This window comes from Breoghania sp., assembly GCF_963674635.1.
Taxonomy (GTDB): domain Bacteria; phylum Pseudomonadota; class Alphaproteobacteria; order Rhizobiales; family Stappiaceae; genus Breoghania.
The window spans coordinates 326001-351939 of record NZ_OY771475.1 but is presented as its reverse complement, the minus strand read 5'-3'; the positions used below and the strand labels follow the sequence as shown (position 1 = coordinate 351939).

General features: G+C 62.7%; 26 protein-coding genes. 14 read left to right on the top strand and 12 right to left on the bottom strand.

The genetic code is table 11. From position 1 onward, the window contains the following. Positions 1–199 precede the first annotated feature (199 nt). From ABGM93_RS01525 to ABGM93_RS01490, 8 genes are all read left to right on the top strand, one after another. Positions 200–409: a hemin uptake protein HemP gene (locus tag ABGM93_RS01525; RefSeq protein ID WP_321502834.1), complete on the top strand. Its 210-nt coding sequence runs from the start codon at positions 200–202 to the stop codon at positions 407–409. Between the two features lie 56 nt (positions 410–465). Continuing rightward, a complete protein-coding gene (locus ABGM93_RS01520) occupies positions 466–1350 on the top strand; it encodes an ABC transporter substrate-binding protein (protein ID WP_321502832.1) in 885 nt (294 codons plus the stop codon). Between the two features lie 39 nt (positions 1351–1389). Beyond that, complete coding sequence (locus ABGM93_RS01515) at positions 1390–2472, top strand: iron ABC transporter permease (RefSeq protein WP_321337986.1); 1083 nt, start codon at positions 1390–1392, stop codon at positions 2470–2472. Positions 2473–2482: 10 nt separating this feature from the next. Further along, positions 2483–3250: a heme ABC transporter ATP-binding protein gene (locus tag ABGM93_RS01510; RefSeq protein WP_321502830.1), complete on the top strand. Its 768-nt coding sequence runs from the start codon at positions 2483–2485 to the stop codon at positions 3248–3250. Between the two features lie 288 nt (positions 3251–3538). Then, positions 3539–4234, top strand: a complete 696-nt coding sequence (locus ABGM93_RS01505; RefSeq protein WP_321502828.1) for a TetR/AcrR family transcriptional regulator — start codon at positions 3539–3541, stop codon at positions 4232–4234. A gap of 2 nt (positions 4235–4236) precedes the next feature. Further along, complete coding sequence (locus ABGM93_RS01500; protein ID WP_321502826.1) at positions 4237–5214, top strand: HlyD family efflux transporter periplasmic adaptor subunit; 978 nt, start codon at positions 4237–4239, stop codon at positions 5212–5214. Beyond that, positions 5211–6161: an ABC transporter ATP-binding protein gene (locus ABGM93_RS01495; RefSeq protein ID WP_321337993.1), complete on the top strand. Its 951-nt coding sequence runs from the start codon at positions 5211–5213 to the stop codon at positions 6159–6161. Before ABGM93_RS01500 ends, ABGM93_RS01495 begins: the two co-directional genes overlap by 4 nt. Positions 6162–6217: 56 nt before the next feature. Further along, entirely contained in the window at positions 6218–7336 is a 1119-nt protein-coding gene (locus tag ABGM93_RS01490) for an ABC transporter permease (protein ID WP_321505689.1), read from the top strand. Positions 7337–7373: 37 nt separating this feature from the next. Here ABGM93_RS01490 and ABGM93_RS01485 read toward each other — a convergent pair whose 3' ends face one another. Together ABGM93_RS01485 and ABGM93_RS01480 are read right to left on the bottom strand one after the other, a co-directional pair. Then, positions 7374–7931: an Hpt domain-containing protein gene (locus ABGM93_RS01485; protein WP_321502823.1), complete on the bottom strand. Its 558-nt coding sequence runs from the start codon at positions 7929–7931 to the stop codon at positions 7374–7376. A 146-nt stretch (positions 7932–8077) separates the two neighbouring features. Then, a complete protein-coding gene (locus ABGM93_RS01480) occupies positions 8078–8863 on the bottom strand; it encodes an NAD kinase (RefSeq protein WP_321502821.1) in 786 nt (261 codons plus the stop codon). A 227-nt stretch (positions 8864–9090) separates the two neighbouring features. Here ABGM93_RS01480 and cutA point away from each other — a divergent pair, with 227 nt between their 5' ends. Next, positions 9091–9429: a divalent-cation tolerance protein CutA gene (cutA, locus tag ABGM93_RS01475; RefSeq protein ID WP_321502819.1), complete on the top strand. Its 339-nt coding sequence runs from the start codon at positions 9091–9093 to the stop codon at positions 9427–9429. 31 nt (positions 9430–9460) lie between these two features. On the opposite strand, the gene ABGM93_RS01470 is transcribed toward cutA, so the two are convergent. The 5 genes from ABGM93_RS01470 to ABGM93_RS01450 all read right to left on the bottom strand — a co-directional run bounded on the left by ABGM93_RS01470 (position 9461) and on the right by ABGM93_RS01450 (position 15571). Next, entirely contained in the window at positions 9461–10363 is a 903-nt protein-coding gene (locus ABGM93_RS01470) for a cytochrome c (protein WP_321502817.1), read from the bottom strand. Between the two features lie 47 nt (positions 10364–10410). Next, on the bottom strand, positions 10411–10860 hold the full coding sequence (locus ABGM93_RS01465) for a cytochrome c (RefSeq protein WP_321502815.1): 450 nt from the start codon (positions 10858–10860) through the stop codon (positions 10411–10413). 99 nt (positions 10861–10959) lie between these two features. Beyond that, the gene (gene glpK / locus ABGM93_RS01460; RefSeq protein ID WP_321502813.1) at positions 10960–12486 is read right to left on the bottom strand and encodes a glycerol kinase GlpK; all 1527 of its coding nucleotides are present in this window, start codon (positions 12484–12486) and stop codon (positions 10960–10962) included. Positions 12487–12620: 134 nt separating this feature from the next. Continuing rightward, on the bottom strand, positions 12621–13772 hold the full coding sequence (locus ABGM93_RS01455; RefSeq protein ID WP_321502811.1) for a DUF2336 domain-containing protein: 1152 nt from the start codon (positions 13770–13772) through the stop codon (positions 12621–12623). Between the two features lie 230 nt (positions 13773–14002). After that, the gene (locus ABGM93_RS01450; RefSeq protein WP_321502808.1) at positions 14003–15571 is read right to left on the bottom strand and encodes a hypothetical protein; all 1569 of its coding nucleotides are present in this window, start codon (positions 15569–15571) and stop codon (positions 14003–14005) included. A gap of 192 nt (positions 15572–15763) precedes the next feature. Here ABGM93_RS01450 and ABGM93_RS01445 point away from each other — a divergent pair, with 192 nt between their 5' ends. Together ABGM93_RS01445 and ABGM93_RS01440 are read left to right on the top strand one after the other, a co-directional pair. Further along, positions 15764–16234, top strand: a complete 471-nt coding sequence (locus tag ABGM93_RS01445) for a MaoC family dehydratase (RefSeq protein WP_321502806.1) — start codon at positions 15764–15766, stop codon at positions 16232–16234. A gap of 3 nt (positions 16235–16237) precedes the next feature. Then, positions 16238–17119, top strand: coding sequence for a CoA ester lyase (locus tag ABGM93_RS01440; RefSeq protein ID WP_321502804.1), 882 nt, complete (start codon positions 16238–16240; stop codon positions 17117–17119). Between the two features lie 88 nt (positions 17120–17207). On the opposite strand, the gene ABGM93_RS01435 is transcribed toward ABGM93_RS01440, so the two are convergent. Together ABGM93_RS01435 and ABGM93_RS01430 are read right to left on the bottom strand one after the other, a co-directional pair. Further along, entirely contained in the window at positions 17208–17834 is a 627-nt protein-coding gene (locus ABGM93_RS01435; RefSeq protein WP_321338010.1) for a flavin reductase family protein, read from the bottom strand. Continuing rightward, the gene (locus ABGM93_RS01430) at positions 17831–18424 is read right to left on the bottom strand and encodes a nitroreductase (protein WP_321502801.1); all 594 of its coding nucleotides are present in this window, start codon (positions 18422–18424) and stop codon (positions 17831–17833) included. The genes ABGM93_RS01435 and ABGM93_RS01430 overlap by 4 nt, the downstream gene beginning before the upstream one ends. Before the next feature lie 364 nt (positions 18425–18788). Between ABGM93_RS01430 and ABGM93_RS01425 the strand changes: the two genes are divergently transcribed. After that, positions 18789–19934 carry a hypothetical protein gene (locus ABGM93_RS01425; protein WP_321502799.1) on the top strand — a complete coding sequence of 382 codons (1146 nt, stop codon included), beginning with the start codon at positions 18789–18791 and terminating at the stop codon, positions 19932–19934. A 228-nt stretch (positions 19935–20162) separates the two neighbouring features. Here ABGM93_RS01425 and thrS read toward each other — a convergent pair whose 3' ends face one another. Further along, positions 20163–22142 (bottom strand): threonine--tRNA ligase, encoded by a 1980-nt coding sequence (gene thrS, locus ABGM93_RS01420; RefSeq protein ID WP_321502797.1) that lies wholly within the window; start codon positions 22140–22142, stop codon positions 20163–20165. A gap of 150 nt (positions 22143–22292) precedes the next feature. Continuing rightward, entirely contained in the window at positions 22293–22598 is a 306-nt protein-coding gene (yidD, locus tag ABGM93_RS01415; protein WP_321502795.1) for a membrane protein insertion efficiency factor YidD, read from the bottom strand. Positions 22599–23024: 426 nt separating this feature from the next. Between yidD and ABGM93_RS01410 the strand changes: the two genes are divergently transcribed. Together ABGM93_RS01410 and ABGM93_RS01405 are read left to right on the top strand one after the other, a co-directional pair. Beyond that, positions 23025–23441 carry a universal stress protein gene (locus ABGM93_RS01410; protein ID WP_321502793.1) on the top strand — a complete coding sequence of 139 codons (417 nt, stop codon included), beginning with the start codon at positions 23025–23027 and terminating at the stop codon, positions 23439–23441. Positions 23442–23492: 51 nt separating this feature from the next. Next, entirely contained in the window at positions 23493–25172 is a 1680-nt protein-coding gene (locus tag ABGM93_RS01405; protein ID WP_321502791.1) for a BCCT family transporter, read from the top strand. A 145-nt stretch (positions 25173–25317) separates the two neighbouring features. Here ABGM93_RS01405 and ABGM93_RS01400 read toward each other — a convergent pair whose 3' ends face one another. Next, on the bottom strand, positions 25318–25770 hold the full coding sequence (locus ABGM93_RS01400; RefSeq protein WP_321502789.1) for an iron-sulfur cluster assembly scaffold protein: 453 nt from the start codon (positions 25768–25770) through the stop codon (positions 25318–25320). Positions 25771–25939: the final 169 nt, after the last annotated feature.

Genomic DNA, 25939 nt, shown 5'->3' with positions numbered 1-25939 from the left:
AGCCCGCATGTCCGGGGGCTGATTGCTTGCTACCTCGTGCAAGATGGAGCGGCCTCGAATTCCGGTGCCCCCCCCTCTCGGTCATTGCCTTTCTATTTTAACCTGAGTATTAGAGTCAAGATAGTTGACGCCCCGGCGTTCACATTGGAATTATTCAAGTTTTGGAGCTTGAACCTTAAAAGCCCAGCAGCCCGCAGCAATGCGCGACGTCCCCCGGAACGGCGCGTTCAACGACACAGAGACGGCCATGGATCGCCTTTCGCAGACCTCCGAACTCAACATCGACGCCCCCCGCACCATCGACAGCGATGCGCTTTTCAAAGGCGAGCGTGAGCTTCGCATTCTACATGCCGGAGCCTGCTACCGACTGACGATCACAAAGCTGAACAAGCTGATTCTCACCAAGTAGCGCGCGCTGCACAAATCCAGCTCCCCTTTCCCCATTGCACGACAACGAACGAGATCATGACCCTCTCCCCGATCAACCGCAGAAAAGCCTCCCTTGTCATCGCGGGCCTTGCCGCTGGCCTCCTGTTGCCGTTTGGCGCGACAGGCTCGGCACAGGAACCGAAAGCCCAGCGCATCGTCTCCATCGGCGGCTCGGTGACCGAAATTGTCTATGCGCTTGGGGAAGAGGGCCGGCTCGTCGCGGTTGACACGACAAGCGTCTATCCGAGTGCGGCACGCGATCTGCCCAGCGTCGGCTATGTGCGCCAGCTCGCTGCCGAGGGCGTTCTCGCGCTGAACCCAGATCTGATCCTCGCCATTGCCGGGTCCGGACCGCTGCAGACGGTGGATGTCTTGAAGGCTGGCGCGGTGCCCTATGTGGACGTGCCCGAAGGCTATTCGGAAGAGGCCGTCATCGCCAAGGTCGATGCCATCGCTGAGGCGCTGGGCGTTGCGGACAAGGCCGAGGCGATCAAGGCGGAAATCACCGCCGACTTCAAGACCACACGCGATGCGGTCGCAGGCGCGAAAACACATCCGCGCGTGCTGTTTCTGCTGTCTGCGGGCGGAGGTCGGCTCATGGCGGCAGGCACGCATTCGGCAGCCGATGCCGTGATCCGGCTCGCCGGTGGCGTCAATGCCTTCGGCGATTTCGAGGGCTACAAGCCAATCAACGCCGAGGCCCTCGTGGCGGCCGCGCCCGACTACATCATCGCCATGGAGCGCCCTGGCGCACATCCGATTAAGGAACTGCGCAAGCTTGCGGGGCTCGAACTCACCCCCGCTGGCGCCGAGCCCGACAGGCTCATCGCGGTCGACGGCCAGGCCTTGCTGGGCTTCGGGCCGCGCACGGCGTCTTCCCTGCTGCAGCTCGCAAGAGATCTCGGCACCGTCACGGACTGAGCACTGCCCCCACTCCCCTGACCAACTGACGGAGATCCGATGGCACTCGCAGCAGAAAATGCAGGCACCGACATGGAGCATCGCGACTGGCGACGGCGCATGACACTGCCCGTGCTGGCCGTCCTGCTGGGGCTTTCCGTTCTTGCCTCCGTCACCATCGGTGCGAGCGATGTCTCACTTGGTGGTGCGGCCCGTGCCCTTGGCGATGCCCTTGGCTTTGACACGGGCGCAACCTTGCGTGACCGGGTGATCCTGTTCGATATCCGCTTGCCCCGAACCGTCCTGGGCCTGCTGGTGGGCGCAAGCCTCGCCATATCGGGCGCGCTGATGCAGGGGCTGTTCCGCAATCCGCTGGCCGACCCGGCGCTGATCGGTGTGTCCGCAGGATCTTCGCTCGCCGCGGTCTGTGTGATCGTGCTGGCGGGTAGCCTTGGCATCACCGTTCCCGTCTGGCTCGCACCGCACCTGTTGCCGCTGGCAGCCTTTTGCGGCGGTCTCGTCGTCACCTTCACGCTCTATGCCATCGCGACCAGATCGGGACGCACATCGGTCGCCACCATGCTTCTGGCGGGCATCGCGATTGCAGCCCTCGCCATGGCATTGACGGGCTATATCGTCTTTCACAGCGACGACACCCAGTTGCGCGACTTCACCTTCTGGAACATGGGCTCTCTCGGCGGCGCAACATGGGCACGGGTGGCGGGCATGTTGCCCTTCGTGGCTGTCCTGCTGATCGCCATTCCCTTCCTTGGAAACGGTCTCAACGCGCTTCTTCTGGGCGAGGCGGAAGCCTTTCACATGGGCTTTGCGCCGGAGCGCCTGAAGCGCGCCATCGTGGTGCTCACCGCGGCCGCCACGGGGGCCTCTGTCGCGGGCGCGGGCGTGATCGGATTTGTCGGCATCGTGGTGCCGCATGTGCTGCGCCTGGCGGTCGGGGCTGACAACCGGCTTCTGCTACCCGCCTGCGCGCTTCTCGGCGCATCGCTGCTGCTGTTTGCCGACATCCTGAGCCGCCTCGTCGTCGCGCCCGCCGAACTCCCCATCGGCATCATCACCGCCGTCCTTGGCGCGCCGGTCTTCCTCTCCATCCTGCTGCGCCGTCGTTCGGTCATCGATATCTAGGACATCTCCCATGCTCGCCGCGCACGAACTCACCTTTTCCGCAGGTTCCACCCGTATCCTGGATGGCGTCAGCCTCCGAGCCCCCGTCGGCAAGGTGACGGTGCTGATCGGGCCGAACGGGGCCGGAAAGTCCACGGCGCTGAAATGCCTGACGGGCGAACTGCATCCGCAAAGGGGCAGCGTCACGCTGGCCGACCGCCCCCTCACCTCAATTCCGGCCTCCGAGCTGGCATTGCGTCGGGCGGTCCTTCCGCAAGCCTCCGCGCTGTCTTTTCCCTTCACCGTGGGCGAAGTCGTGGCACTGGGCCTGCGCGCCGGTCAGCACCCTCCCGAACAGGAGCACATCGCACGCACCGCGCTTGAACGTGTCGGCATGAGCCGCCACGCAAACCGGCTCTACCAGACGCTCTCCGGCGGAGAACAGCAACGCGTACACCTCGCCCGCGTGTTGACGCAGGTCTGGGAGCCGGTGAGCGAAAACGGCCCGCGTTACCTGTTTCTCGACGAGCCGACCTCCAGCCTCGATATCCGTCACCAGATCGAGGTTCTGGAGATCGCCGCTGCCTATGCGCGTGAGGGCGGCGGGGTTGTCATCGTGCTGCACGATCTTGAGCTTGCAGCTTCCTATGCCGATCATCTGGTGGTGATGGAAAGCGGCCGCGTGGTGGCGGAAGGCGACAACCCGGAAGAGATCATCGACCCGAATCTTCTGCAATCGGTCTATGGCCTGAACGCCGCAATGATCGCCAAACGCTGGCCGAGCATGGCCTGGGCGTAAAGCCCCCACGGGGAGCCGTCTGCCCACGCGCGCGCGCCTTTCAGGGCCCGGCGACAAGCCGCTCTGGAGCCCGGTGGCACCGGCTGCCACCCCATGGGCTGCCCCGCCCTCACGCCGGTCATCTCCCATCGAACGGTTCCCATAGGTCATTCCCCCTATTGCCGAACGCCCGGCGTCCGCCTAGATTATGACTGACCAGTCAGTCATACTGACATCAAGGCATTGCGGCAGAAAATCTCGGGCCGTGCGCACGGACCGGATTTCCGCCGAAGCTGGAAGGACAGGACCGTGCCCCGCAAATCCGCCCCGCCCGAAAACGGCTCAGCCCCCGCCGCTGCAAGAAAGCCCGCCCGCGGCAAGTCGGCGGACGCGCGCGCGGAGGTTCGGCGCAAAGAGATCCTCGACGCGGCCTTCGACGTGTTCGCCGAACATGGTTTCACCCAAGCCAAGCTCGATGACGTCGCCAGGCGTGCGGGCATCGCCAAAGGCACGATCTATCTCTACTTCCCCGACAAGGAGACCCTCTTTGTGGAGTTGCTGCGCGCAGCCGCCCAGCCGGTTCTGGGCGGTCTGAAGGCGCTCGCGGCAAGCCCGGACCTCCCGGTGGAGGACGTGCTCAGACGGGTCCATACGATTTTTGTCGAGGAGATCCTGAACACGCGCCGCAAACACCTGTTGCGCCTGCTGATTCAGGAAGGCCCGCGCTTTCCCGCTGTCACGGAGTTCTATTACGGCGAAATCGTGCGCAATGGGCTGGCGACCATCACCAGCCTCGCGCGCCGCGGCGTACAGACGGGCGAGCTTGCAGACGATGCCCTTGTCCGTTTCCCGCAACTCGTCATGGCCCCGCTTCTCATGAGCGTCATCTGGGATGCGCTCTTCGAAGACAAGCACCACCTCGACGTGGACGGCATGCTGGCCGCCTTCCGCACCCTTCTTGTGCCGCCAAGTGGGGCGGAGCCGCCGGATCGCCAGGAGGCATAGCCATGAAACGCATTCTCCCCATCCTTGCCCTCCTCATCGCCCTTGGCGGCGGCTATGCCTGGTACACGCTGGAAACGCACGACACGTCCGGCATGTGGCAGGGCTGGGTGGAGGCCGACACCCTCTTTATCGGGCCGGAAACGACCGGGAGGCTCGCTTCGCTCTCGCTCCACCGCGGCGACAAGGTGACCGCGGGCGCCCCGCTCTTTGCCAGCGAAAGCAACGAGGCCCAGGCACAGGTGAAAGCGGCGGAAGCCTTGGTTTCGCAAGCCCGCGCCCAGCTTGCCGCCGCGAAGGCTCCGCGCGAAAGACCGGAGGAAATCGAGGTTCTGTTGGCGCAGGAAAAGGCCGCGCGCGCTTCACTGGAAGCCGCCCGGCTGGAATTCGAGCGGGCCAAGACGCTCACCACAAAGGGCACCGCTGCGACCGCCGTTCTCGACCAGGCCCGCGCCGCCTTTGACCGCGACACCGCCCAGCTTGAACAGATCCGCAACCAGATCGCAGTCGCCCGGCTGCCAGCCCGCGCACCCGACCTTGAAAAGGCGCAGCAGGCCGTGAGCGAGGCTGAAGCCAATCTGGAGCGCATCCGTCGCCAGGCCTCGAAACTCGTCGTCACGGCTCCTGCGGATGGCACGGTGCAAGAGATTTACTACCGCGCAGGTGAAGTCGTGAACGCAGGCAGGCCCGTTGTTGCGCTGCTGCCGCCCGATGCGCTCAAGATCCGCTTTTTCGTGCCGGAAGCCACGATCCCGACGTTGAAAACCGGCGACCGGGTGACCATCACCTGCGACGGCTGCGCGCCCACAAGCGCAACCATCGATTTCATCGCCGACAAGGCCGAATACACCCCGCCGGTCATCTACTCGCTGGAAGAACGGGCCAAACTCGTTTTCCGCATCGAGGCCACGCCCACGCGACCAGAGGCCCTGCGGGTCGGTCAACCCGTCACGGTACGGCGACAAGGGGGAGCTGGCTCATGAAGGAGGCCCCTGCCACCCCTGACGGCAAGGCCGTCGCCATCGATGTTGAAGGCCTGACCAAGAGTTTCGGGGCCAAGACGGTGGTGCGCGATCTCACCATGCGCGTTGCCCGCGGTCAGATCTACGGCTTCCTCGGGCCCAACGGCTCCGGCAAGACCACCACGATCCGCATGCTGTGCGGCTTGCTCACCCCCGATTCCGGTCACGGCACATGTCTTGGCTACGACATCGTCACCGAAAGCGCGCAGATCAAACCGCGCGTCGGCTACATGACCCAGCGCTTCTCGCTCTACGAGGATCTCTCCATCCGCGAGAACCTTGAATTCGTGGCCCGCGTCTATGGCCTTGCCAAACCTCGCGTGAGGGCACGCGAGGCCATCGAGCGGCTCGGGCTCAAGGGGCGCGAGGAACAGCTCGCCAGCGAATTGTCCGGCGGCTGGAAACAGCGCCTCGCGCTCGGCGCCTGCATTCTCCCCGAGCCCGAATTGCTGCTACTCGATGAGCCGACAGCCGGTGTCGACCCCAAGGCACGGCGCGATTTCTGGAACGAGATCCACGCCCTTGCCGCCGACGGGCTGACCGTCCTCGTCTCCACCCATTACATGGACGAGGCGGAGCGCTGTCACGAGATCGCCTATATCGCCTATGGAAGCCTTCTGGCACGCGGCTCGGTGGAGGAGGTGATCGCAAGCGCAAATCTGGAAACCTGGACCGTGTCCGGGCCGGAAATCCACACCTTGTCGGAAAGACTGCTTGCCGTGCCGGGGGTGGACATGGTCGCCCCCTTCGGCTCCTCCCTCCATGTCGCCGGACGCGACCACGCCGCGCTTGAAAAAGCCATCGCCCCGTTCCGCAAGGATGAACGCTATGCCTGGACCGCCTCCCAGGCGAGCCTTGAGGATGTCTTCATCGACCTGATGAGCCAGTCGCAGGACAATTTCCAATGAACGCGACCGCCCGTCCCGACACCCCCAAGGCACCGCGCGCAAGGCGATCGCACGCGATGCAGTCGCTTGCGCGGTTCTGGGCGATGTTCATCAAGGAATTCCTGCAATTGCGGCGCGATCGGGTGACCTTCGCGACGATGATCTTCATCCCGTTCATGCAGCTCCTGCTCTTCGGCTTCGCCATCAACACCCAGCCGACCCATCTGCCGACCGCAGTCCTCACGCAGGAAAACACCGACGTCTCCCGCGCCATTGTCGCGGCGCTCAGGAACACTTCCTATTTCAGGTTCACCCACACGGCGCACTCCGCCGCGCAGACGGATCACTGGCTGCGCGCAGGCACGGTGCAATTCGTCGTGGAAATCCCGGCGGGCTTCGAGCGCGCCTTGCGCCGTGGCGAGAGGCCTGCCCTGCTGATTGCAGCCGACGCCACCGATCCCGTCGCCTCCGGCACGGCGCTTGGCGCGCTCAACGGCATTCTATCCGGCGCATTGTCCGGCCTCCACGGGCTGCCGGATCAGAGCCAGACCGCCGCCTTCGAGATCCGCCAGCACCGGCGCTACAATCCGGCCGGCGTCACCCGGCTCAACATCGTGCCCGGCGTTCTCGGCACCATCCTCACCATGACGATGCTGATCTTCACCGCGCTGTCGGTGACGCGCGAGATCGAGCGCAACACCATGGAGAACCTGCTCTCCATGCCCATCCGCCCGCTGGAAGTCATGCTGGGAAAGATCGCGCCCTATGTGGTGGTGGGCTTTGTGCAGGCCACGCTCATTTTCGTGGCCGGCTTCCTCGTCTTCGGCGTACCCGTGGAAGGAAGCCTCATCCTGCTGGCCGCGCTTTCGTTGCTTTTCATCCTCACCAATCTGTCGATCGGCTACACCTTCTCGACACTCGCCAGAAACCAGCTTCAGGCGATCCAGATGAGTTTCATGTTCTTCCTGCCCAACATCCTGCTGTCCGGCTTCATGTTTCCCTTCGCGGGCATGCCGGTATGGGCGCAATGGATTGGCGAGGCGTTGCCGCTGACGCACTATCTGCGCATTGTCCGCGGAATCATGCTGAAGGGAGCGGGGCTCGGCGATCTTGCTCACCCCGCCATGATGCTGGCCGGGCTGACATTGTTCGCGATGATGCTGGCGGTCACACGCTTCCGCAGAACGCTCGATTGAAGGCTTTCAGGGGAATTGGGAGCAGAAGCCGAGCTGCTCAGTCTTCTTCCGTCGCATGGCCGATATCGGGGCCGTCGGCCGCCGCTTCCGGGTCCAGCGTGGAGATGTAGTCCTCGGTCACATCGTTGAGCTGCTTGATCAGCGCATTGGCGATCATGTCGTCCTCGTCACGGGCATCTTCCGCGACGATGGCGCGGATCGCCTGGACGTGTTGCTCGATCAGCCGATCCGGAATCAGCGCAATGTTGCGCACCGTATCAAGCAGGTGGCACAGGCTGTCGGCCACATGACCGGCCAGCGGGAAGCCAAGCGTGGCCGACTGACCCTTGATGTCATGGCAATGGCGGAAAAGCTCGTCACGACGCTCATAGGTCAGGCCATTGGCGTGGATATCGTTCCACGACATCCACAGCGCCTCGGTTTCCTGATCCATCCAGCCGTTGAAATTGTTGGAGAGCTTGGAAAGCGCAGCCTCGGCGGCGGCAACGGGATCGAATTTCGCGGCTTCACGCGCGCTGAGCTTGCGAACTTTTGTGCTCAAGTTGCCCGGCGGGGTGATGAGTTCGAAGTCACCGTCGGCGGAGCGGTCAGTCATGTCGCATTTCCTTACGGTGCCCAATCTCTCGAGAATCGAAATTTGCCCAAACTGAAAAACAGGCAACTATCTCGTGCATCCAACCACTGAGTATGAGGCGGTTTCGTTAACGAAGCGTGAGTTGCCCTCTCCGCCCCCGCGCCACATCAGTATCGGAACATCTCCGTCAGGATACGCTCATCCCAGCCGTGATCGGGATCGAACATAACAAGGCTCTGCGAGTCCTGGTCCTCCTCCACGCAGACGGATCGCACATTGCGGATCTCGATATGATCGGCGGCGGCGCTGACGGGCCGCTTGTCGCCTTCCAGCACATCGATGACCACGCGCGACCGGTTGGGCAACAGCGCCCCGCGCCAACGCCGCGGACGGAACGGGCTGATCGGGGTCAGCGCCAGTAGCGGCGAGTTGATGGGCAAAAGCGGACCGTGGGCAGACAAATTGTAGGCTGTCGAGCCGGCAGGTGTCGCAACGAGAATGCCATCGCAGATCAGCTCCTCCAGCCGCACACGCGTATCCACGGTGACCCGCAGCTTGGCCGCCTGATAGGTCTGACGCAGCATCGAAACCTCGTTGATGGCGCGGGCCGTGAAGACCTCCCCCTCCATGTCGACGGCTTCCATGCGCAGCGGATGGATGGTGGTGGTCACAGCCTTGCGGATGCGATCCAGCAGCCCCTCCTCCGCATATTCGTTCATCAGGAAACCGACCGAGCCACGGTTCATGCCGTAGATCGGCTTCTTGCGGTTCATGAACCGGTGCATCGTTTCCAGCATCAGGCCATCGCCGCCCAATGCCACGATGACGTCCGCCTCGTCTTCCGGTTCGTTGCCATAGAGCGCGGCCAGATGATCACGCGCGGCCCGCGCCTCCGCCGTACGGCTGGTCACGAAGGAGAGCTTGTTGATCGGGTTCGCAAGCTGCGTGGTCATGAAACAATCCTGTGCGGGCTCGATGGGGTTGCCCCAGTCCTGTCTGCCGGAGCGGCGCGAACAGGCATCCGTGCCCGCCACCTGTTCCGGTTTAGCCAGAACAAGGCCTTGCAGGCAAAATGTTTGATGGGGATTTGTGCCATCTGCGCCCGGTTTTCGAAACACGATTGATCGATACACCATCAGAGCCGATGCTGACCGCGTGATAGGATCCGCAGGAGCAAGCCATGCCAGACACATCCGCCCAGGACACGCCCGTCCTTGTCTATTCCACCTTCCCGGATCTTGAGAGCGCCCGTGTGGCCGCGTCCAGTCTGGTCCAACAGCGTCTGGCTGCCTGCGTGAACATGATTCCCGGCATGCGCTCGATCTATGTCTGGGAGGGAAAGGTGGCGGATGACGAGGAGGTCGTCTTCCTCGCCAAGACGATGGAATCGGGCGCGGATGCCGTCATGCAGGCCATTGCCGCAAATCATCCCTATGAGGAGCCCGCCCTGCTGGTCCTCCCGACCCAAGGCGGTTCCAAAGGGTTCTGCGACTGGATCGCGTCGCAGGTCATGGTCTGACCGCGCAGCTGTCGCAGCATGAACCGAGGCGTCAGGGGATTGCGGGTATCGACTTGAGGTAAGCCGCGATTGCCGCGCGATCTTCGGCGGGAAGATGCGCCATGTTTTCCTGCACGGAGGTCATGGAGCCGCCGAGCGTGTCGTAATCGGGCTTGAAGCCGGTCTCCAGAGAATAGGCGATATCCGCTTCGCTCCAGCCCCCCAGCCCCTCCGCGACCGGCGTCAGGTTCGGAATATGTCCCTCGCCCTCCGGTGCGGGCCCGCCCGCGAGCCAGCGATCTGTCCGAAGTCCGCCAATGAAATCGCGCGGCGTGTGACACTCGGCACAATGGCCCGGCCCATTCACCAGATAGGCTCCGCGATTGACCGCATCGCTTGCCGACGGGTCGGGCACGAAGGTCTTGCCATCGAGATAGAGAAGTTTCCAGAGCCCCAACCCGCGGCGCACATTATAGGGGAAGGACAGGTCATGCGGCCCGACCGTATTGTCCACCGGCGGAAGCGTATCGAGATAGGCCTTCAGGTCGAGCAAGTCCGACATCGGCATGCGCTGATAGGACGTGTAGGGGAAAGCCGGATAATAGTGACGCCCATCGGGCGAAACGCCTTTCACCATGGCGGTCACGAAATCGGCGTTCGACCAGCCGCCAATACCATGGGCGTTATCGGGCGAGATATTGGGAACGCGAAAGGTGCCGAAGGGCGTCTTCAGCTCCTGCCCGCCACCCAGCTTCAGCTTTTCCTCACCCGAAGCCTTCGCGACCGCATGACACGAGCCGCATCCCCCTGCCCAGAAAAGGAGTTCCCCATTTGCGAGATCCGCCTCATGGGCCGGGATCATGGACGGGTAGATGCGCTCAGGCGTCGTCAGCCAGTAGAATAGGGCTGCGCCGATAACGGCCAGCACCACCACCAGACGCACGAACGTCCGCATGCACCATCCCCCCAACTCACGCGCCCATCAGGCCATGATGCGCCGGATCAGTTCTTCTTGATCCGGAATGACTGGTGGCAGTCCTTGCAGGCCCCACCGACGGAGCCCAGCGAAGCGCGCAGCGCGTCAAGCCCCTTGCCGACCTCCGGCTTGGCAGCCGCGGACGCGGCCTTGAGCGCCTCGGCGTCTGCCTTGAACTCCTCCGGCTTGTCCCAGATCGCGGGCGAGGCTTCGGTTTCCCCGCCCATTTCCGTGCCTTCCGGGAATAGGCCGGTAAAGCCGTCAATGCTCTCGTGGATCCGCCCCATGGCAGCCTCGGCCGCGGCCCCATCATAAGGCGTCTCGCCCTTGGCCATCTCGCCAAGAACCTTCATCGACCCACCGATAGCCTTCATCGCCTCCTGGCGCTGCTTGATAGGGTCGCCTTGCGCAAGGGCCGCGACGGAAAAGACAAGGGCTCCAAGCCCGGTGAACAGAAAAGCGGAACGCAGTCGCATAAGGTCTCTCCCATGGCGCAATCTCGGTACAATTTCGACCGGGATAACCTGCAAGACAACAAAACGTTATTCACGAGTGAGTGATGGGTTCCGTTCCGTTCAGTCAGCTGCGGAACGCGGTCGCGACAGCGTTCGCGAAATCGCATCTCCCCAATCGGCCACCTTTTGCGCACGGGTTGCCCCATCCATTTCCGGCGAGAAACGTCGTTCAAGCGACCAGTTCGCTGCAAAGGTCTCCGGCTCGCCATAGATGCCCGACGCATAGCCCGCCAGATAGGCGGCCCCCATTGCGGTTGTCTCGTTGATCGTCGGGCGATCAACCGGCGCATCGAGAAGATCGGCAAGCCTCTGCATGGTCCAGTCTGACGCGACCATGCCGCCATCGACGCGCAAGACCGGCGCCCCGGCATCCGCTCCCCCTCGCCCGTCGGCCTCCCAGTCGGCATGCATTGCCTCGATCAGATCGCGCGTCTGGAAACAGACGGCTTCAAGGGCCGCGCGCGCCAGCTCCGCGCGTCCCGTCCCGCGCGTCAGACCGAAGATCGCGCCCCGGCAATCGGCATCCCAATAGGGAGCCCCGAGCCCGACGAAAGCGGGCACCATGACGACATTCTGATTGGGATCGGCTGCGGCGGCGAGCTCGCCCGATTCCGCAGCATTGTCGAGGATGTGAATACCGTCGCGCAGCCACTGCACGGCGGCGCCCGCCACGAAGATCGAGCCTTCCAGCGCATAGGTCGGCTTGCCGTCAAACTGGTAGGCGATGGTGGTGAGAAGGCGGTTTTGCGAGGTCACGGGCGTATCGCCGGTATTGAGAACGGCAAAGCAGCCCGTCCCATAGGTCGACTTGACCATACCCGGCTCAAAACAGGCCTGCCCCACCGTGGCGGCCTGCTGATCGCCTGCGATGCCGCGAACGGCAATCGCCCCGCCGAAAAGATGCGGCAGCGTGGAACCATAATCGGCGGCGCTGTCGCGCACCTCGGGCAAGAGCGCGCGCGGCACACGGAAAAGCTCCAGAAGCCGGTCGTCCCATTCCCCGGTTCGGATATTGTAGAGAAGCGTCCGGCTGGCATTGGTGGCGTCCGTTGCGTGCACCTTTCCGCCGGTGAGCCGCCAAAGCAGGAACGTATCGACCGTGCCGAACGCCAATTGCCCGGCTTCGGCAGCTTCTCGCGCACCGTCCACAGTGTCGAGGATCCAGGCGATCTTGGAGGCGGAGAAGTAGGGATCGAGCAGCAGGCCCGTGGCGGAGGTCACGAGTTCCTCGTGGCCCGCCTCGCGCAGCTTCTGGCATGTGGCGGCGGTGCGCTTGTCCTGCCAGACCAGGGCCGGCGCCACGGCGCGCCCGGTCTTGCGATCCCACACCACGACCGTCTCGCGCTGGTTGGTGATGCCGATGGCCGCGATGTCGGAGGCTTCGACGCGCGCCGTCGTCATGGCCCGTCGGCAGGTGGAAAGGACTGTTGCCCAAAGATCTTCCGGTTCGTGCTCCACCCATCCGGAATTGGGATAGTGCTGGGCAAACTCCATCTGGGCGACGCCGCCGATCTTCATCGCGCTGTCGAAAACGATCGCCCGCGATGACGTTGTTCCCTGATCGATTGCCATGATGTGGCCTGCCATACCGCCCTCTCCCTATTGTCTTTGGTATCGAGGCTTTTCCAACCTCTGCCAGCAGTCTCCTTTTTGAACGCACGGGAAGGGTCACGCAACGCCTTGTTGCGGTGCCTTTCTGTCCTTTATCTGGAAAAATATGCTCAGGCCGCCGGAAGGCTGACCTGTTGGGCGAACAGACGCGCCGAATCCCGCGCCGCCTCCGTCTCAAGTCGCCGAAGCAGGCGACGCAACGGATCGAGCCCGTCATCGAAGCCTTCTTCGGGCTCATGGTGATCCAGCACGGTCTGGATCATCCGGCGGGTGAAGGCAAAGCCTGACAGCGCAGCGTCTGCCGCCGCGATTTCGCGATAGGTCACAAGCGCCGTCTCAAAGGCTGAATGCAGCTTCGGCGGGAGCTTTGCCCGCTTGAACAGCGCTCGCAAGCTCGCCCCCCAGCCATTGGCCAGAACCTGCTCGACCCGCTCCACCGGCATGTCCGCCAAGACCGACATGGCCGCAATGAAAAGCCCCATGTTGCCTGTGCACACGGCGCGCAAGAGCAGCGTGGGGGTGAGCTGGGCGTTCGCACGCAGATAGTCGACGAGACCCACCATTTCCGGCAATTCCGCATCCTGCGCCATCGCGACAGTGATGCGGTCGCGCGCCTCGCCCAACATATGCCGGGCACGTTCCGCCTTGAGCCCTGTGCCGACCGTCGGCGCCCGGCACAAGCTCTCCGCAAGCTGGGCGACAAGCTTCTGCTTTACCGCAAGCGGAATCCCCGGACGGGTCATCAGCGCGCGGCGCAGTTCCGCATCGCTGTCGAAGCGCTCCACCAGCCGCTCCAGCGCGCTCCGCGTGAAAACAGCCGCCGGGTTGGCCAGCAATTCCAGACAGGCCTCCAAAGCGCCCGTTTCCGCCAGAGACGCGGAGACGACAGCGGACACGGAAGGCCGACGCGCCACCGCCATCTGGATATCCGCATCGCCCAGGGCCACGAAATCAACGAGTTCGGCATCGAGAAACAGCGGGGAGCGCATGAGCACCAGCGACGCGATCGGCGGAATATCGCTTGCAAGACACAGGATCAGGTGGCGCGGAGCATTTTTGCTGTCGGCCAAACCATCGGCAAGTGCAGCGCGCACGGTGGGCGCGGGATCATCCAGCAACCAGGTGAGCGCGGCCTCCGCATCGCGCTTTTCGCAATCATCGAGCTCGGATGTGAGGAAGGAGCGCGCAAGCGCATGGGCGGCCCGGGCGCGCGCAGCGTCCGGAGCGGTATCCATCCAGCAAACGAGATCTCGGATAAGCATGACTACATTCCAGGCGGGACGACCTTGAACACAAAGCCTGCCAGCCAAGGTTTAATATTCGGTTCACCATGTTTTCTCAAAACGGCCCGCGACGCTACGGCATCGCCGCATGAGGACAGGCGCACCGCAAGCATAACTCGCCGCTGGGCTACGAAAAGCCCCGGAAAGTCGGGATCAGAAAACTGGCAAGGGTAAAGGGGCTGTGACCGACTTCGGTCCACCAGCGTCGATCAGGCCGGAGGCACCAGGTCCTCGGGTTCCTTGAAGATCTGGTACTTGAGAAAACCGGTCAAATCGAACGGATCACCATTTCCCCCTACAGGGGCCCTGGCGGCGATGGAAGAGGACGAAGCTGCGGAGGCAACCTGCGTGGGTTCGGGCTGGGGTTGTGCACGAGCCGCGGTGTGCGCCTCAACGGCGGCCTGCAAAGCCTCAGGCCTTGCCCGGAACGCATTGACGAACGTGTCGTCGAAACGTTCGTTTTCCGAAATCTGGTCATTGCGGAAAAGCGCCTGGAATGGCGCTTGCACCTCGGTTGCACGCCAGGCGCTGGAAATCCGGGCGGACGCGCTTCCCTTTGCAAAGAGATCCTGATTGGCGCGGGTGGCCCTTGCGGGGATACGCGCATCATCCACGGGCTGGAAGGCAGTCAGAGTTGAGGCGGGCTGCGCCTCGACGTTCTCCTGCGCGATGGCAACGGGATTGGCGACCGCCTCGGCATCGGCTTCCGCCAGCGCAACAGCCACCGCGGCATCGATCGCCGGTTCCTCAGTTGCGACCGCAGGCGTACGTTCCGGTTTCGCCGCCGGAGGCAACGGCGCATCGTTCGATGCAATCGCGGCAACGGCTACGGGGAGATCGGCGCGGCGGCCCTCGCCTGTAGTGTCATCATCCGCCCCGGCGGTATCGGCGGTCTCCGGCATATCGGCTTGCGCGACCACGCGCTCGATCGGGGCCGTGTCGCCAATCGGCGGCTGGCTTTTTCCAAGCTCGGTCAGACCGGCAAGGGCCTGCGAAAGCTCTTTCACCTGGGCCGGGCGATAATAACGGCTGGCGATCACCGTCTGCCCGGCAGTCGATGGCACACCAACGCCGCCGAACGTCGCCGCGCCCAACGCCTGGGACTTGGCAACCGGCGTCGGCACAGGCTTTGCTGAGGCGACAACAGTCGCGTAATTGATCCCGGAGGGGCTGTCATGCTGCGCAACGAGCTGATCAAGCACCTGCGCCACGCTGCGCGCAGAGCGCCCTTCATAGAAGATGGATCGGTTGGCCCGCGCCTGACGCGGGAACACGGCAGCTGCGGAACGGTCCGGGTCGTTCTCGGCAAGGTGGATGAGCCGCGATGCTCCGCCGGCGCCAAGGAAATGGGCGGCATAAAGCTCGCCATCGGTTGCCTCGCGTCCGAGCTTGCGTTCCAGATAGGCGGCATTCTTGCGCGTCAGTTCGCCCGCCATCAGCGAAGCGATTTCGGGGTCCTTGCGCAGATCAAGGATTTCACGCCGCCGCGCGGCACTGGACACGGTGTAGCTGCCATCGGAACGCGGGATGATGTCCTTGGCATATTCGCCAAGCCCATGCGCTTCACCGGAGGTTTTCACAGTCTCCAGCCATGTGGATTCGATAAACTGAAACAGTCCTGTAGCACTGGAACCCTTGGCCTTCGCGGACGCGTCGAAATTCGACTCGCGCGATGCCGTCTTGACCAGATATGCGAAATCGGTTCCGGTCGTCGTGCTGGCCGATTGGAAGGCCAGCGCGATACGAGACGCAATCGAGGACGTATCGGCCACTTTCATGACACCCGCCTCCTAGCGGTCTACAGGAAAACTGAGCGGCCAGCCAATCGACGAGCCAGCTACCCCATGGTTAATGTGGCTTTAACCATGGCTCGAAAATCGTTAACACCACGTTAACCATCACCTAAGCCGGAACGCTTAGGCGAATTGGACAAGGGCGGAAAACCGCCGAGGGGAAGGAGACTTACCGGGATGCCGGGATTGTATTTTGATGAGTTTCGCATCGGCCAGAAAATCGAACACGAGCTGCGCCGGACGGTCACCGAAATGGACAACATGCTCTTTTCGAACATGACGCTGAATCCTCAGCCACTCCATATCGACCGCCACTTCTGCGAAACCCAGACCGAGTGGGGCCAGCCGCTGGTCAACTCCATTTTCACACTCGGACTGATGATCGGCATCTCGGTCAATGACACCACGATCGGCACCACAATCGGCAATCTCGGCATGAGCGAGGTGAAGTTCCCCCACCCCCTTTTCCACGGCGACACCGTGAATGTCACGACAGAGATCGTCGCCAAACGGGAGTCGCGCTCGCGTCCCGATGCCGGCATCGTCGAATTCGAGCACAAGGCCTTCAACCAGAAGGGAGACCTTGTCGCCGTCTGCCGCAGGCAGGCATTCATGAAGAAGTCGCCCAACGCCACCATGGAGGCCTGAGCCTTGCGTTCCCTGCTTTTCGTTCCGGGTGACGACACCCGCAAGCTTGCCAAAGGCACCGCCAGCGGCGCGGATGTGCTGATCGTTGACCTTGAGGATTCGGTCGCCGCCGATGCCAAGCAAAAGGCGCGCGAAACGACACGCTATTTCCTGCGCGACACTCTGCGCTCAAGCCAGCGCCCACGCCTTTATGTCCGCATCAACGCCTTTGACAGCGGCATGAGCGAGGCCGATCTGCAGGCGGTCATGCGCGTCGCTCCTGACGGCATCGTCCTGCCCAAATCCGCGAGCGGACGTGATGTGGCCCGACTTCACGCCATGCTCTCTGTCCACGAAGCCGAAACAGGGACGCCGGACGGACGCACCGGCATCATTGCCATTGCCACGGAAACCGCTGCCTCGCTGTTCGAACTCGGCACCTATCAGGGGGTGAGCAACCGCCTTGCCGGAATGGCGTGGGGCGGGGAAGACCTGTCCGCGGATATCGGCTCCGCCGCCAACCGCGCGAATGGCGAGTTCACCGAGCCGTTCCGGTTCGCGCGCAATCTCTGCCTTTTCGGCGCGGTCGCCGCCAATGTTGCGCCCATCGACACGGTCTTCACGAGCTTCCGCGATCTGGACGGCCTTCGCTCAGAGTGCGAGGAGGCGGTGCGCGACGGCTTCACCGCCAAGCTCGCAATCCACCCGGCGCAGGTCCCCGTCATCAACGAGACCTTCACCCCCAACGCCGCCGAGATCGAACGCGCCAGCCGTATCGTCACCGCCTTTGCAGAGGCGGGCAATGCTGGCGTTATCGGGCTCGATGGCGAAATGCTGGACCGCCCTCACCTCACGCGCGCCAAAAAGCTGCTGGACCGGGCGCGGTTGGCGGGCGTCTTCGCCTGACCCGGCTGCAGGAGCGCACACTGAAAAGGCCGGAGCGATGCCTCATCGCTCCGGCCTTGTTCTTTGTTACGGGATCTCGAAACCTGCCTCAGGCCCCACCTGCCGCGCCGCCGCCGCCCGCCGGGCGCGTCATCTGGAAAACCTCGTTCACCACCGAAAAATCCCGATAACCGAGACGCGCCAGCGGCTTGATCCGGGTCACATCGATCATGCCGTCCTCGATCACCGCATCATCGATATGGATCGAGACAACCTGTCCCATCACCATCCACTGATCGGCAGGCTTGCCGTCAAGGTCGTGAATGCGGATCGTCTGGAGATGGCGGCATTCCAGTGCGATCGGGCTCTCGGCCACCCGCGGCGGCTTCACCGCGACAGATGGCGCGGGCGTCAGGCCGGTGGCCTCAAACTCGGAGGTGCCTTCGGGAAAGGGCGCGGAGCTTTCGTTCATCTGCTCCCGCAGGTCCCAGGTGGCCAGATTGCAGACGAACTCGCCGGTTGCCTCCACGTTGGCGACCGAGTGTTTCCAGCCGGAGGAGGAAAACATCACCACATGCGGATTGTCGCCCAGGGCGTTGAAGAAACTGTAGGGCGCGAGATTGGCGCGGCCTTCCGCATCCAGCGTCGAGATCCAGCCTATTGGCCGGGGCGCGACGATGGCTTTGAAGGGGTCGTGGCGCAGTCCATGTTTGTTCTTGATCGCGTCGTAATTCACGGCGCATTTCCTCCCGCCCCTTCGGGGCTCCACCAGGTCAATACGGTTTCAACATCGGGACGCGGCCGGTCGACAGGTTCCTCCTTCGGCGTTCCGATATGCACGAAGCCGACGATGTTCTCGCCCTTTTCCAGACCGAACAGCGCCTTGGCCTTGTCGTCAAAGGCATACCATTCCGTCAGCCACTGCGCAGCAAATCCCATCGCATGCGCACCAAGGACGAGGTTCATGCAGGCAGCCCCCGCCGACATGACCTGTTCCCATTCAGGCACCTTGAAGTGCTCCTGCGTTCTGGAAACAACCGCGATCACCAGCGGGGCCCGGGAAAAGCGGGTCCGTTCCTTCTCGCGCTGCCCCTCGTCCAGATCCGGTTTTTCCTCCAGCTGCAACGCAAGCAGCGCCTCGCCAACCTGCGCGCGCGCCTCGCCCGCAAAAGCAATGAAGCGCCACGGCTTCAGCTTGCCATGGTCGGGCACCCGCACCGCGATCTGTACGAGTGTGCGGATCTGATCGGCATCGGGCCCCGGCTCTCCCAGAGCCACCGCAGGTATCGTGCGCCGGGTTGTGAGCAGCGTGAGTGCGTCTGGCATTGTTCGTCCAAGCCTCTCTTCCTTGCCTTCCTCCGATACGCGGAGCACGGCGTTTTCCAGTTACCAGGACAGCAGATCCTTCGCGGATCACCGTTCCGAAAATGGAAAATGGTCGAAAACGATATTTCGGGAAAATCAGTCGGGCGCAACTTGAGCCCATGCACCCCGCACCTGTCAATATTCGGAAGTCCCCAAGCCGGGGCGCCATCGGAAAATTCAAGGCCTTGACTTGAAATCGCCACCCTTTGCGGCTCTGAAAAGGAGGTCTCGACTGGCCAAGCGCCACCGGGCAAGGCATAACCGTCAAAACAGATCATGGGAGCGCGCCAGACACATGTCGCCTCCCGCAAAACGGAACCGGTTGATGGCATTCCTGTCGATGAGGACACATCTGCTCGCAAGCCTTGCACGATGTGGGGCGAAAGGCGTTCGCGCGCTGGTCCTGGCAAGCCTTGTGCTCGTCTCCGCCGCCGCTTCAGGCCTCCCGGCCCATGCGCAGCAAGCAGCCCCCGTACCGCCGATGCCGATCCCCTCGCCCGTCGACGGCGAGCCCAGCCTGGATGATCCCGCAGGCTCCGCCGCTGCCTATGACAACGCGACCGCGGCCCAGCCTTCGCTGGAGATGTTGCTGAACGAAAACATGCCTGCGCTGATGTCGCCGGAAGTCCTGCCCTATGCCCCCTCCGGCACCGCCGACACGGGCAAGCCCGGAGATCCGGACAACACGACCCTCTACATGATGGCGCGCCTGACCCCCGAAGGGCCGCTGATCGATTCGGGGCTCGTCTGGCGCGTCTATTCCGACCAGATCAACGATCAGGGCGAACTCGATCTCGTCGCCACCTCGGAAGGCGGCGACGCGGAATTCCGCCTCGATCCGGGCACCTATCTGGTCCACACCGCCTATGGCCATGCGGGCGTGACGACGAAACTGTCCGTCCAGCAGGGACAGACCAGCCGCACCGTTGTCTTCAATGCCGGCGGCATCAAACTCAACAGCGCCGTCTCCAAGACGATCCCGCTCAACAGCGCCAAGGTGCGGTTCGATATCTACGGCACAGAATTCAACGCCCGCGGCGAACGCAAGCTGATCGCGCGCAACGTGCGGCCGGGCACCATCGTGCCGCTCAATGCCGGGACCTACCACATCACCAGCCGCTATGGCCGTGTGAACGCCACCGTGCGTGCCGATATTCGCGTGGAGCCGGGCAAGTTGACCGAGGCCACCATCTATCACAATGCCTCGGAAATCACCCTGAAACTCGTGAATTCCTTTGGCGGCGAGGCCATCGCCAACACCGCCTGGTCGATCCTGACGCCTTCCGGCGACAGCGTGGTGGAAGGTGATGGCGCTTTCCCCACCTACGTGCTCGTTGCAGGCAAATACACCGTCGTGGCGCGCAATCAGGGCCGCCTGTTCTCGCGCAATTTCGAAGTCACCCCCGGCCACAACACCGAGGTGGAAGTGCGCACGGAAGACGGCAACGCCGCCGGTCTGGCGACCGAATAACGCCTTGCGGCGTCCCGCTTCCTGCATGGATCGTGAGAGTGGCACTTGGGTATGGAGCCGATCCTTCGAGACACCTGCGAAGCAGGCGTCTCGAAGGATCGGCCACACGCTCAGGCCCCGCCCGCGCTTGAGCCCAAACGCTCAAGCCACACATCAAATCCCTCCAGAAACAAAGAAAGCGGGCCGAAGCCCGCTTTCCCGATAGTCTCGAAGCCTTGATCCGGCGGGTTACTGCACGCGCTTGAGATCCGGGGCCATCGCCTCGTCTGTCAGCGAGGTCACCGCCTCGTCCAGCGTCATGGACGCCTGATCCTTGGAGCCGAGACGGCGGATATTCACCGTGCCCTCCTCCGCCTCGCGCTTGCCGCACACGACGATCACCGGAACCTTGGCCAGCGAGTGCTCGCGGACCTTGTAGTTGATCTTCTCGTTGCGCAGGTCAAGATCGACCTTGAGGCCCGCGCGCTTCAGACGCGCATAGACTTCCTCGGCATAGTCATCGGCATCCGACGTAATGGTCGTCACCACCACCTGAAGCGGCGCGAACCAAAGCGGGAAGTGACCGGCGAAGTTCTCGATCAGGATACCGAGGAACCGCTCCATGGAGCCACAGATGGCGCGGTGGACCATGACGGGCGTTTTCTTCTCGCCGTCGCTGTCCACATAGAAGGCGCCAAAGCGTTCCGGCAGGTTGAAGTCCACCTGGGTGGTGCCGCACTGCCACTCACGCCCGATGGCGTCACGCAGCGTGTACTCGAACTTCGGCCCGTAGAACGCCCCCTCGCCCGGCAGGATCCCGGTCTTGATGCGACCGCCCGCCTGCGCCTCGATGTCCTTGAGGACCTTGGTCATGACCTCTTCGGCATGATCCCAGGCCTCATCGCTGCCGACGCGCTTTTCCGGCCGCGTGGAGAGCTTGACCACGATCTCGTCGAACCCGAAATCCTCGTAGACGGAGAGGATCAGGTCGTTGATCTTCATACATTCGGCGGCGAGTTGCTCTTCGGTGCAGAACACATGGGCATCGTCCTGCGTGAAGCCGCGCACACGCATCAACCCGTGCATCGCGCCAGAGGGCTCGTAGCGATGGACGGCGCCGAACTCGGCCATGCGCAACGGCAAATCGCGATAGCTCTTCAGGCCGTGCTTGAAGATCTGGACATGCCCCGGGCAGTTCATCGGCTTCAGCGCGAAGACGCGCTCATCTTCCGATTCCGGATCCGCACATTGCACGGAGAACATGTTCTCCTTGTACCAGGTCCAGTGGCCGGAGGTCTCCCACAGCGAGGTGTGAAGCACCTGCGGGGCGTTCACCTCCTCATAGTCGTCGGCGAGACGGCGACGCATGTAGGAGACGAGATTCTGGAAGGTCGTCCACCCCTTGGAGTGCCAGAAGACAACGCCCGGCCCTTCTTCCTGGAAGTGGAAGAGATCCATCTCGCGTCCAAGGCGACGATGATCGCGCTTTTCGGCCTCTTCCAGCATGTGGAGATAGGTCTTCAGCTGCTTCTCGTCGGTCCAGGCCGTGCCATAGATGCGGGTCAGCATGGGGTTGTTGGCATCGCCGCGCCAATAGGCGCCCGCCACCTTCATCAGCTTGAAGGCGGAACCGATGCGGCCCGTTGAGTCCATGTGAGGACCACGGCACAGGTCGAACCAGTCGCCCTGTCGGTAGATCTTGACGTCCTGATCTTCCGGGATCGCGTCGACCAATTCCACCTTGTAGGCCTCGCCCATGTCGGCAAAGACCTCACGGGCCTTGTCGCGGGACCAGACTTCCTTGGTGAAGGGCGCGTTCTTCTGGATCAGTTCGCGCATCTTCTTCTCGATCACCGGCAGGTCTTCCGGCGTGAAGGGCCAGTCCTCGCGGGTGTCGGGATGGACGCGCTTGAAGTCGTAGTAAAAGCCGTTCTCGATGACGGGGCCGATGGTGACCTGAGTGCCGGGCCACAAGGCCTGCACCGCTTCCGCCATGACATGGGCCGCATCATGCCGGATCAGCTCCAGCGCGCGGGGGTCGTCACGGGTCACGATCTCGATCTTCGCGTCGGCCTCGATCGGGTCGGCCAGATCGCAAAGCACACCGTCCAGCGCAATGGCCACGGCTTTCTTGGAGAGCGACTTGGAAATGCCCTCGGCAACAGCCTTGCCGGTAATACCGGGCTCGAAGTCACGCACCGAATTGTCGGGGAAAGTCAGATGGATCATCTTTGTCTCCTGGCTCACTCCTGCAAACGAGGCAGGTAAGCGGGTTGTCATAAGAAGACGGGGAATAGGCTTTTCGGGCCGGCACGTAAAGAGGGGAATGGCCTCAAATGAGCCGCGCCTGCCCCGAAAAGGAGGCCGCCCGCCGCGCTCTCACTCTAGATCAATGCGGGTCGCGGGATCGATGTGATCGCCGCGCCACTGGCCGTACCGCCACGGCAGGTACCAGCGCGCATTGGCAGGCAGCTCCTCCGGCACCGGATCATATCCGCTGGCACCGAACGGATTGCAGCGCACGATCCGCGCGAGCCCGACCCAACCGCCGCGCCATACGCCGAAACGCGAGATCGCTTCCTCCGTATAGCTGGAGCAACTCGGCTGATACCGGCAGGCCCGCCCGATGAGCGCCGACAGCGTCACCCGGTAGAGACGAATGAGGAGAATGACCAGGGTCTTCATGAAGCGTCTTTCACGATCAACGCCCCCATCGACCACGCCGGCGCGACCGGGTCAAGCATTTCGCCCGGTCGCAAGCAGCCCCCAACGCTCGGGAAATAACACCAAAATCCGACCAAGACATGCCGCAATTGAACTCACGTCTTACATCTACGTATTACTTTTCTCACAAGCACATACCTTAAATAAAAATCAAAAAATAACGTCTATATTTTCACTACCCCAAATGATCCGCGAGGCATCTGACATAGACCCTCGACAAATTCACTCCCCCTAGACCAGAAACCGATTTTATGATTTATAATCAGGTCAAACCACTACACACTTTCCACAATCATATTTGCTTTCGCGCGGAACCTTTGCGCGAGATCAACGTTAGACGGCGCCGGCTCGCGGCATCTGGATACCATAAAAGACGGGGGTGAAGATATGTTTCGCAAGATTATGGTCCCGGTGGACCTTGCCCACACGAACAGTCTGGGCAACGCACTGCAAGTCGCGGCAGATCTTTCGAAGCTATATGACGCGCCGGTTCTTTATGTCGGCATCACCACCACATTGCCGGGCCCCGTCGCCCGGAACCCGGAAGAATTCACCCGCAAGCTGAACGCCTTTGCCGCGGAGCAGATATCCCGCCACGAAATCGAAGGCGAGGCGCGCACCTATGTCAGCCATGACCCGGCCCGCGATCTCGACAAAACCTTGATGAAGGCGATCGCGGAGAACGGTGTCGATGCGGTGATCATGGCCTCGCACATCCCGGGCGCCGCCGAGCACCTGTTCGCCTCCAATGCCGGCTATCTGGCCCAGCATGCGTCGATCTCCGTTTTCGTGATCCGCTCGTGAGCGCCACAAGCCGCATCATCGAAGTTATCCATTTCAACTGAAAGGGACGCAATGAGCGACCAATCGCCCACCACACCCATCGAGGATGACCAAACACCGGACGGGGCCGCACCGAGCCCAGAGGGTGAAGCCGATATCATCGATACCGACTATTCCATTGGTCAGGACAACATCCAGACGACCATCGGCCCCTTTGGACTCGACATTCACAACCCGGTTTTCCTGATCTCCGGCCTTTCCATCGTCGCCTTCGTGTTCGCGACGCTGGCCTTCCAGAACAGTCTGGCCCCCGCGTTCAGCGAATTGCGGGATTGGCTGACTGGCACATTCGACTGGTTCTTCCTGTCGGCCGCAAACATCTTCGTCATTCTGTGCATCGTGCTGATCGTCACGCCACTCGGCAATGTACGCCTCGGCGGCACGGAAGCAGAGCCCGAATACTCCTACTCGGGCTGGTTCGCGATGCTGTTTGCCGCCGGCATGGGCATCGGCCTGATGTTCTATGGTGTCTCCGAACCCATCACCCACTACGCCACGTCCTTTGCGCAGAACGCCGGCGCGCCGGAAAGCTGGGCGCCCCTGGCCGGAGCGCCGGGCGATGTGCTGGCAGCGGAACGGCTGGGCATGGCGGCGACGATCTTCCACTGGGGTCTGCACCCCTGGGCCATCTATGCCGTGGTCGCACTGGCGCTGGCGCTTTTCGCCTATAACAAGGGCCTGCCGCTGACCATGCGCTCGGTATTCTACCCCGTCTTCGGCGAAAGGGTCTGGGGCTGGACGGGCCATATCATCGATGTGATGGCCGTGCTCGCGACGCTTTTCGGCCTGGCCACCTCGCTGGGTTTTGGCGCCTCGCAGGCGGCGGCCGGACTGCACTTCCTGTTCGACTGGCCGGACACCACCACCGTCAAGGTCCTGCTGATCGTCGTGATCACGGGCATGGCGCTCACCTCGGTGGTCGCCGGCCTTGACGCAGGCGTGAAGCGTCTGTCCGAGATCAACATGGTTCTCGCGGCGATGCTGCTGCTCTTCGTGCTCCTCACCGGCCCGACCGCAAGCCTGATCAGCGGCTTCGTGGACAACCTCATCGCATATGTGGAGTATTTGCCCGCGCTCTCAAATCCCGTGGGCCGCGCGGATGACAACTTCCGTCAGGGCTGGACCGCCTTCTACTGGGCCTGGTGGATCTCGTGGTCGCCCTTCGTCGGCATGTTCATCGCCCGCGTTTCCCGCGGTCGTACGGTGCGCGAGTTCATCACCTGCGTCCTGCTCATCCCGTCGCTGGTCTCCGTCTTCTGGATGACCGTTTTCGGCGGCACCGCCATCGAGCAGGTCGTCAACCAGGGCTACCAGGCGGTCACCGATGCGGAGCTTCCCCTGAAGCTCTTCGTCATGCTGGAACAGCTCCCGATGCACCAGATCTCGTCCTTCATCGGCATCATTCTGGTCATTGTGTTCTTCGTGACCTCTTCGGACTCTGGGTCTCTGGTGATCGACACCATCACAGCGGGTGGCAAGGTGGAAGCGCCCACCCCCCAGCGCGTGTTCTGGGCCACGTTCGAAGGCCTTGTCGCCATCGCGCTGCTGCTGGGCGGGGGCCTGACCGCACTTCAGGCAATGGCGGTCTCCACCGGCTTCCCCTTCACCATCGTGCTGCTGCTTGCCTGCTACTCCATCGTGCAGGGATTGATGAGCGAGCACCAGGTGGTCAAGGAAGCCTTGTCCGACTAGGCCAAGACGCCCCAGAGCTTGAAAACGAAAATGGCCCGCAGAGCTCACTCTGCGGGCCATTTGCATTTCACGAGCCACCCCGGTGATCCGGGAAGGAAAACATCGTCCGAAATCCGACAGCTTTGGCGGAACGCCGCCACGCACCTCAGGGGGCTGTCGTCCCGTCTTTCTGCCGAGTGAGCACCTGATCCACCGCATCCGCCGTTGCCTCGAAGGTCAGAAGCGTGGAGGCATGACGCGCCTTGTAGTCGCGCACCGGTTCCAGAACCTTGCAATCCTCGAAGCGGCCTTGCGGCGGACTTCCGCCCTCCTTCAGCATGGCCCGCATGGCGTCACGCACGGCATGGATTTCTTCCGCGCGCGCGCCGATCACATTCTCTGCCATGATGGCGGATGAGGCCTGCCCAAGCGCGCAAGCCTTCACGTCATGGGCGAAATCGGTGATCACGCCGTCTTCCATCTTGACGTCCACAATGACCGTGGAGCCGCATAATTTCGAATGCGCCTTCGCAGTCCCATCCGGATTTTCAAGACGCCCCAGCCGTGGAATATTGCCCGCCAGCTCAAGGATCCGGCTGTTATAGATCTCGTCAATCATGTTCGCCTCCGGAACCGCACCGCCTTCACATGAGTGCCCGACCGTCTATATAGAAGGCAAATCGGAGATGTCGCCAGCTGTACCGCCGCGCCCGACATCCTCATCACCCTGAACCGGACCGTACGCCTTCCCATATAGAGCTGCCACCGAGCCCGGTCACCCACGGGAT